This is a genomic window from Avibacterium endocarditidis (assembly GCF_002921145.1).
In the GTDB taxonomy this organism is placed as follows: Bacteria; Pseudomonadota; Gammaproteobacteria; order Enterobacterales; family Pasteurellaceae; genus Avibacterium; species Avibacterium endocarditidis.
In genome coordinates this window covers 1-6,662 of record NZ_PQVI01000056.1, presented here as the reverse complement: position 1 = coordinate 6,662, position 6,662 = coordinate 1, and the positions used below count along the sequence as shown (strand labels likewise).

Sequence of the window (6,662 nt, the reverse complement as noted above, 5' to 3'; positions counted from 1 at the left end):
AACTATTGAAACTACAGACGCTTATTCTGCAATCCTCTGTTTCTGCTCTCGCCATATTGCCTATTCTACGCAAATGAAGCCAAAGGCGATGTATCCTTTGCCACCAATATCGTAACCACAAGCACCCTATTATTTATTCCTATTGTGCCACTTATTGATGCTTTACTTGGGCTTTTAAACTAAATTTAAAAAAAAAAGCAACCGCACTTACAAAAATGCTGTTTAACTTATTCAAACAGCATTTCCATAATTATTTTCTAAATAAAAAAATAATTTTATCTTGCAGTCAATCTGCTTTCCTTTTACTCTAACTAAACTACAAATCACCTCAACAAGGAGTTCCTATGGCACATATTTCAACCATTCATTACACTGGAAATTTACACAACGATTTAATCCACTTACAAAGTGGCGACAAAATTTCCACCGATGCCCCAGTGGATAATAACGGCAAAGGCGAAGCATTCTCGCCAACAGATTTGCTTGCTGCCTCGCTCGCGGCTTGTGCAATGACGATTATGGGAATTCGAGCAAGAGATCTTGGCGTAGATTTACAAGGAACACGCATTGAAGTTCAAAAAGAAATGGCACTTAATCCACGTCGAGTAGCGCGCATTATACTAGACTTTTATCTTAGCAAAGATCTCGATGAACGCACGCGAGCAACCTTAGAAGCCGCAGCTCACACCTGCCCTGTTGCCAAAAGTCTCAGTGCAGATTTAGTGCAAGAATTTCATTTTCATTACGAATAATCCACAAAAAGCCTTTCCCGTAGCTGGTGCAACTGATCACGCACTGCAGCGGCTTTTTCAAATTCCAGATCTTGGGCGTGTTTGTACATTTGCTGTTCCAGTTTTTTGATTTGTTGCTGAAGTTCTTTGCTGCTGGTTGGTTGATAAAGTGCGGTGGGTTCTGCCACGGATTTTTGTTTTTGTTTGCTTTTTGCTTTGTTGTTGGTTGCGCCTTGGCCAATATCAAGCAATTCGCCCACTTTTTTGTTCAACGCTTGCGGTACAATGCCGTGTTCTTCGTTGTATTTCATTTGTTTTTCGCGGCGGCGGTTGGTTTCGTTGATGGCTTTTTCCATTGATTTGGTGATGCTGTCCGCGTATAAAATGGCTTTACCATTTAGGTTTCGTGCAGCTCGTCCAATGGTTTGGATTAATGAGCGTTCAGAACGCAAAAAGCCTTCTTTATCTGCATCTAAAATCGCGACCAAAGACACTTCGGGAATATCCAAGCCCTCGCGCAATAAGTTGATTCCCACTAGCACGTCGAATTCCCCTAAGCGGAGATCGCGGATAATTTCCACCCGTTCTACGGTGTCAATGTCGGAGTGTAGATAACGCACGCGCACGCCGTGTTCTTCTAAATAATCGGTCAGATCTTCCGCCATTCGTTTGGTTAATGTGGTTACTAAAACACGCTCATTTTTATCCGCTCTTTGGCGTGCTTCGGAAAGCAAATCGTCCACCTGAATTGCCACAGGGCGAATTTCAATTTCTGGGTCAAGCAAGCCTGTTGGGCGCACTACTTGATCGATAATTTCACTGCCCGATTTTTCTAATTCATAAGGGCCAGGCGTGGCGGAAACATAAATGGTTTGCGGTGCGAGGCGTTCAAATTCTTCAAATTTTAATGGACGGTTATCTAGCGCTGAAGGCAGGCGGAAACCATATTCCACCAAGGTTTCTTTGCGTGAGCGGTCGCCGCGATACATTCCACCAATTTGTGGCACAGTAACGTGAGATTCATCAATAATCAGCAAACCGTCTGCAGGAATATAATCAAACAATGTCGGTGGCGGCTCGCCTTCTTTACGCCCCGATAAATAGCGTGAATAATTTTCAATACCCGAGCAATAGCCCAATTCATTCATCATTTCAATGTCAAACTGTGTGCGTTGGGTAATGCGTTGTTCTTCCAGCAATTTATTTTCTTTGATGAAGTATTCTCGCCGTTGTGCCAATTCCGTTTTAATTTGATCGATGGCTTCTAAAATCCGTTCGCGCGGCGTAACATAATGGGTTTTCGGATAAATTGTGTAACGTGGCACCGCACCAAAATTCGTGCCTGTCAGCGGATCAAAAAGGCTCAGGCGTTCAATTTCGTCATCAAATAATTCAATGCGAATGGCTTGATCATCGGATTCCGCAGGAAAAATATCAATAATTTCGCCCCGCACTCTGAATGTTCCGCGCTGAAACGCTTGATCGTTGCGTGTGTATTGTAGCTCTGCCAATTTCGTCAAAATTTCTCGCTGGTTGATGATCGCCCCTGTTTGCAAATGCAGCATCATTTTGAGATAACTATCAGGATCACCCAAACCATAAATAGCAGAAACGGACGCCACAACGATTGTATCACGGCGCTCTAAAAAAGATTTAGTGGCAGACAGACGCATTTGCTCGATTTGATCGTTAATGGACGCATCTTTTTCAATAAAGGTGTCGCTGCTCGGCACATAGGCTTCTGGCTGATAATAGTCATAATAAGAAACAAAATATTCCACCGCGTTTTCAGGGAAAAAGGCTTTCATTTCCGCATAAAGCTGAGCGGCAAGGGTTTTATTTGGCGCAAGCAACATTGCAGGGCGATTGAGCTTGGCAATCACATTGGCAATGGTAAAAGTTTTGCCCGATCCCGTTACCCCAAGCAGGGTTTGGTGCGCTAAACCATCATTGAGATTTTCACTCAGCTTTTCTATCGCCTGCGGTTGGTCGCCAGAAGGCGAAAAATCAGAATGAAGAATAAAAGGTTTGCTGTGAATTTTGTTACTCATAAAAAAACTGCCTATCCGAAAAGTGCGGTCAATTTTAGCATAATTTTTTACATTCGGCTTAAGCAAAATTTTAAGTTTTACACAACTTATATTTGTCAAGATTGAAATCTCACAAAATCAAAAAAATTTTAAAAAATTTCTAGATTTTATTAACTTATTGATAATAAATAAATGCTATTTTACAATCAATTTTATTGTCCAAATTTCGCTAAAAACCCTAGTTTTTTTACAAGGGATTCGGCGATTTTTTCAAATTAAAACTCACAGACTTATCCACAGGTGCTGTGGATATAAAAAAAGAACATAATTTTTCAAAATTTTTTTAATTTCACTGTTGACAAAGGAAAGACAGATCATTATCATCTGCGACCAATTCCTTGTGATACAGAATTATTCCTCCTTAGTTCAGTCGGTAGAACGGCGGACTGTTAATCCGTATGTCGCTGGTTCAAGTCCAGCAGGAGGAGCCAATTTTCTCTTTTGGCAGTTTTTATTTGTCTCCTTTTATAAAAGCTATTTCGTTCCAAAAGAGCTTAAAGCCCATATCCTCCTTATGGGCTTTTATTTTTTTCTCATCAGCCTTTCATAATAATGATAATATTCGTTACTTTTCATCATTTATAGGACACGCAAATGTTTTTAATCTTTTCTCGCTATACTGGTCGGATTGGCGATTTTAGTCTGGAGCGCAGATCGTTTTATTGACGGTGCGGCTTCTCTCGCCAGTTATTTAGGTATGTCGCCTTTGTTAATCGGCATTGTGATTATCGGCTTTGGTACTTCTGCGCCTGAAATTATTGTTTCAGCACTTTCTGCATTAAACCACAGCCCTGGGATTGCACTGGGAAATGCTTACGGCTCAAACATCACCAATATTGCCTTGATTTTAGGGGTAACCGCAATGATTAAGCCGATTATGGTCAATTCACAGGTGCTAAAAAAAGAATTGCCCGTGTTGATGCTAGTTACCCTACTTTCTGCCTTTTTAATTTATGACGCCACCATTTCTCGCCTTGATGCGGTGATTTTACTGGCGGTATTCACCCTCTATATGGGCTGGACAATTTGGCAAGGCACAAGACATTCAGGCGATAGTCTTGAACAAGACATTAACGATGAACTCAAAGAAAAATCACAAATGCCGTTGAAAACTGCAGTGTTGTGGTTAGTGATTGGCTTGGCATTATTAATGGCCAGCTCGCAATTATTAGTGTGGGGTGCAGTGAATATCGCCACCTATTTAGGCGTGAGTGATTTGATTATCGGTTTAACCATTGTTGCCATTGGCACATCATTGCCAGAATTGGCGGCTTCCATTATGGCAGCGAGAAAAAATGAATTAGATCTCGCGGTGGGCAATATTATTGGCTCGAACCTGTTTAACACCCTTGCTGTGGTCGGCATTGCTGGCGCAATCAGCCCAATTCAAGCCACGCCAGAAGTGTTTAGCCGAGATATGCTCGTTATGATTGCATTAACAGGCTTGCTGTTTTTATTTGGTTATGGTTTCAAAGGACGAAATGGGCGAATTAACCATGTTGAAGGATTTGTGCTATTTCTGTGCTATGTAGCTTATAATTCTTTGTTAATTTACACCGCACTTTAAGCTGAACGAGTGATACGATGAAAAGAAAAAGGGGTGAGATTTCACCCCTATTTTTCATCTGAAAGATTATCCGCCAAATAACACTGCGCCACCACGCACAGGCAAGGTTGTGCCATAAAATAATGCTGTCGCAAAGAAAATCACCACAAACCCTGCGATCAATTTCACCGCAATTTCGGCATAAGGGGAATGCTCTGCGCTAACATACCAACGCCCTAATTTCACCGCGGTCTGTCTTGCATATTGCACAATCAAGGCAAATAAAGAAAGCGTAATCCCTGTGCCCACTGCCATCGCCATTGCTGCTGCCATTCCCCATTGATAAAGATCCAGCATATAGGAAAGAAAAAGAATAAAAATCGCCCCTGAGCAAGGCCGCATTCCAATGGTTAAAATCACAAGCAAACGAGATTTAAAATTGGTCGCCTGCTCTAATTGCTGCGAACTCGGCAAGTGTTGATGCCCACAACTGCAACCCTCTGCGTGATCGCTATGCTCACAATGGGATTGCACAAGCTGAACTGGTTTTTCTGAAATCGCTTTTGCCGAAATGGGTTTGATGGCGTGAATTTTTCCCACTGAAATGCTGCGTTTGTTTTGACGAAATTCTCGCAAAAATTTCACCGCACTTTGATAAATCCAATATGCGCCTAGCAAGAACATTAAAATAAAGGCGGATCGCTCAAGCCAAAGTTGGCTCAATTTGAAATAATGGGAAGATAAACGCAAGCCCACCACAATAATGGAGGTCGCCGCCACCGCCACCACGCCTTGCATTAAAGAAGACAACAAGGTGAGCTGAACGCTGGTTTTTAATTTCGCTTGGTGAGTGGATAGATAACTGGCAATGACAAATTTACCGTGGCCTGGGCCGAGTGCGTGCAACACGCCATACAAAAAACTGATAAACATTAAGCCTAAACCTGCTCGCACAGGATATTGTTTAATTTGATGTAAATAACCAGAAATACTCTGGTTAAAGGCTTTTTGCCAGCTGATGGTTTGCCCAAATAAATAAGGTAAGATATAAAACCCTAGCCCTACGAGTAACAGCAATATTACCAGATACTTAAAGCCCTTTTGGGTGCACTTGTTTAATGGCATACAATCTCCACTTTTTGGCTAAACACTTCGCCAAGGGAACTGTCCTCATCACGCTGACTACGATCTAAAGACGCCGCGTATTTACGCACCTTTTCATCAACATTTGGTTCAATCACCTTGCCCGTACATTGGGCAGGAAGTTGTGAAAAATCCACCGCACTTTGTTTATTCAGTATGGGGTTATTCTGCGTTGGATAAGTCATTGCCACAAAATAAGTGGGATCGTATGTCGCTAATTCAAACTGGTTTTCCTTCAGCACTTGGGGCTTAGACAACAAAAAATCAAAATAGTACATCATTTGTGTGCCATTTGACTTCATTCCATAATTTTGCGGCTGTGCTTTGTACTTAATCTTTTTCTTATCTTTATCAAAGAGATAGCTAAAATAATGCTCATTGACAATATTTTTCATTGCTTCATCAATCAACCTTTGCTTATCGCTTGGTTGCGTGGACTGGGCTAAATCATAAATAATACTGGCAGAACTTGGCTCATCAAGCACCCACTGCATCGAAAACCCAACTAACGCCCCTTTTTCCACCAACACCTTACTTTGCATATCAATAAAGGCGTGCGGGTGGGCAACGCTAAGCAACGGAACCAACGTTAAGAGTCCCAAGCATTTTTTGAACATAATCTTCCTTACTAAAACAAAAGAAAGCAAAATCCTACCACTAAATCCAAAGGCAGACAAAATGCCATTTGCTGATTTAAACAACAAAATCTAACAAAAAAACTCTATTTCTGTGATTTATATCAAAAAAATGTAAATTCATCATTTATTTATCAACAGCTTATAGGTAGTATATGTCCTGTCGAGTGATTGCTTGATATTCATAAAGTTCCTAAATAAAATAATCAAAATAAATAGCTAAACTACTTTCCTACCTCCCTTTCGGGAGGTTTTTTTTCGCTTTCAATTCGCAAAAGGTAAAATCTCAAGTAAAATAACCCGCACTTTTTACAGCTAAGAGAACAATTTATGTCATCACAATTTGTTTATACTATGCACCGTGTCGGTAAGGTTGTGCCGCCGAAACGTCATATTTTAAAAGTATATTTCCTTAAGCTTTTTTCCCAGGTCGCAAAAATTGGTGTGCTGGGGGTTTAAAATGGTTAGCGGGGGTAAAATCTACCCGTGCTGCGCATTATGGCTGGCGTGGATAAAG

Annotated in this window: 5 protein-coding genes and 1 tRNA gene; 3 read left to right on the top strand and 3 right to left on the bottom strand. The window is 41.2% G+C overall.

The window, feature by feature from the left end; translation table 11 throughout:
- Positions 1-344: 344 nt before the first annotated feature.
- Positions 345-752, top strand: coding sequence for an OsmC family protein (locus C3Z13_RS04450; RefSeq protein ID WP_103855122.1), 408 nt, complete (start codon positions 345-347; stop codon positions 750-752).
- Here the strand turns inward: C3Z13_RS04450 and uvrB are convergent.
- A complete protein-coding gene (gene uvrB, locus C3Z13_RS04445; RefSeq protein WP_103855121.1) occupies positions 743-2,782 on the bottom strand; it encodes an excinuclease ABC subunit UvrB in 2,040 nt (679 codons plus the stop codon). The two genes, C3Z13_RS04450 and uvrB, sit on opposite strands and share 10 nt — an antisense overlap.
- 394 nt (positions 2,783-3,176) lie before the next feature.
- On the opposite strand from uvrB, the gene C3Z13_RS04440 reads away from it, so the two are divergent.
- Together C3Z13_RS04440 and C3Z13_RS04435 are read left to right on the top strand one after the other, a co-directional pair.
- Positions 3,177-3,252 (top strand) — tRNA-Asn (locus C3Z13_RS04440).
- A gap of 188 nt (positions 3,253-3,440) precedes the next feature.
- Positions 3,441-4,388 carry a calcium/sodium antiporter gene (locus C3Z13_RS04435; protein ID WP_245872549.1) on the top strand — a complete coding sequence of 316 codons (948 nt, stop codon included), beginning with the start codon at positions 3,441-3,443 and terminating at the stop codon, positions 4,386-4,388.
- 66 nt (positions 4,389-4,454) lie between these two features.
- Here the strand turns inward: C3Z13_RS04435 and zevB are convergent, their stop codons facing one another.
- Both zevB and C3Z13_RS04425 read right to left on the bottom strand, forming a co-directional pair.
- Positions 4,455-5,492, bottom strand: coding sequence for a zinc transporter permease subunit ZevB (zevB, locus tag C3Z13_RS04430; protein ID WP_103855119.1), 1,038 nt, complete (start codon positions 5,490-5,492; stop codon positions 4,455-4,457).
- Entirely contained in the window at positions 5,483-6,127 is a 645-nt protein-coding gene (locus C3Z13_RS04425; RefSeq protein ID WP_103855118.1) for a DUF1007 family protein, read from the bottom strand. The genes zevB and C3Z13_RS04425 overlap by 10 nt, the downstream gene beginning before the upstream one ends.
- Positions 6,128-6,662: the final 535 nt, after the last annotated feature.

Coding starts and splice junctions, on each gene's coding strand:
- C3Z13_RS04450 (WP_103855122.1), top strand. CDS start 345: ATGGCACATATTTCAACCATTCATTACACTGGAAATTTACACAACGAT.
- zevB (WP_103855119.1), bottom strand. CDS start 5,492: ATGCCATTAAACAAGTGCACCCAAAAGGGCTTTAAGTATCTGGTAATA.
- uvrB (WP_103855121.1), bottom strand. CDS start 2,782: ATGAGTAACAAAATTCACAGCAAACCTTTTATTCTTCATTCTGATTTT.
- C3Z13_RS04425 (WP_103855118.1), bottom strand. CDS start 6,127: ATGTTCAAAAAATGCTTGGGACTCTTAACGTTGGTTCCGTTGCTTAGC.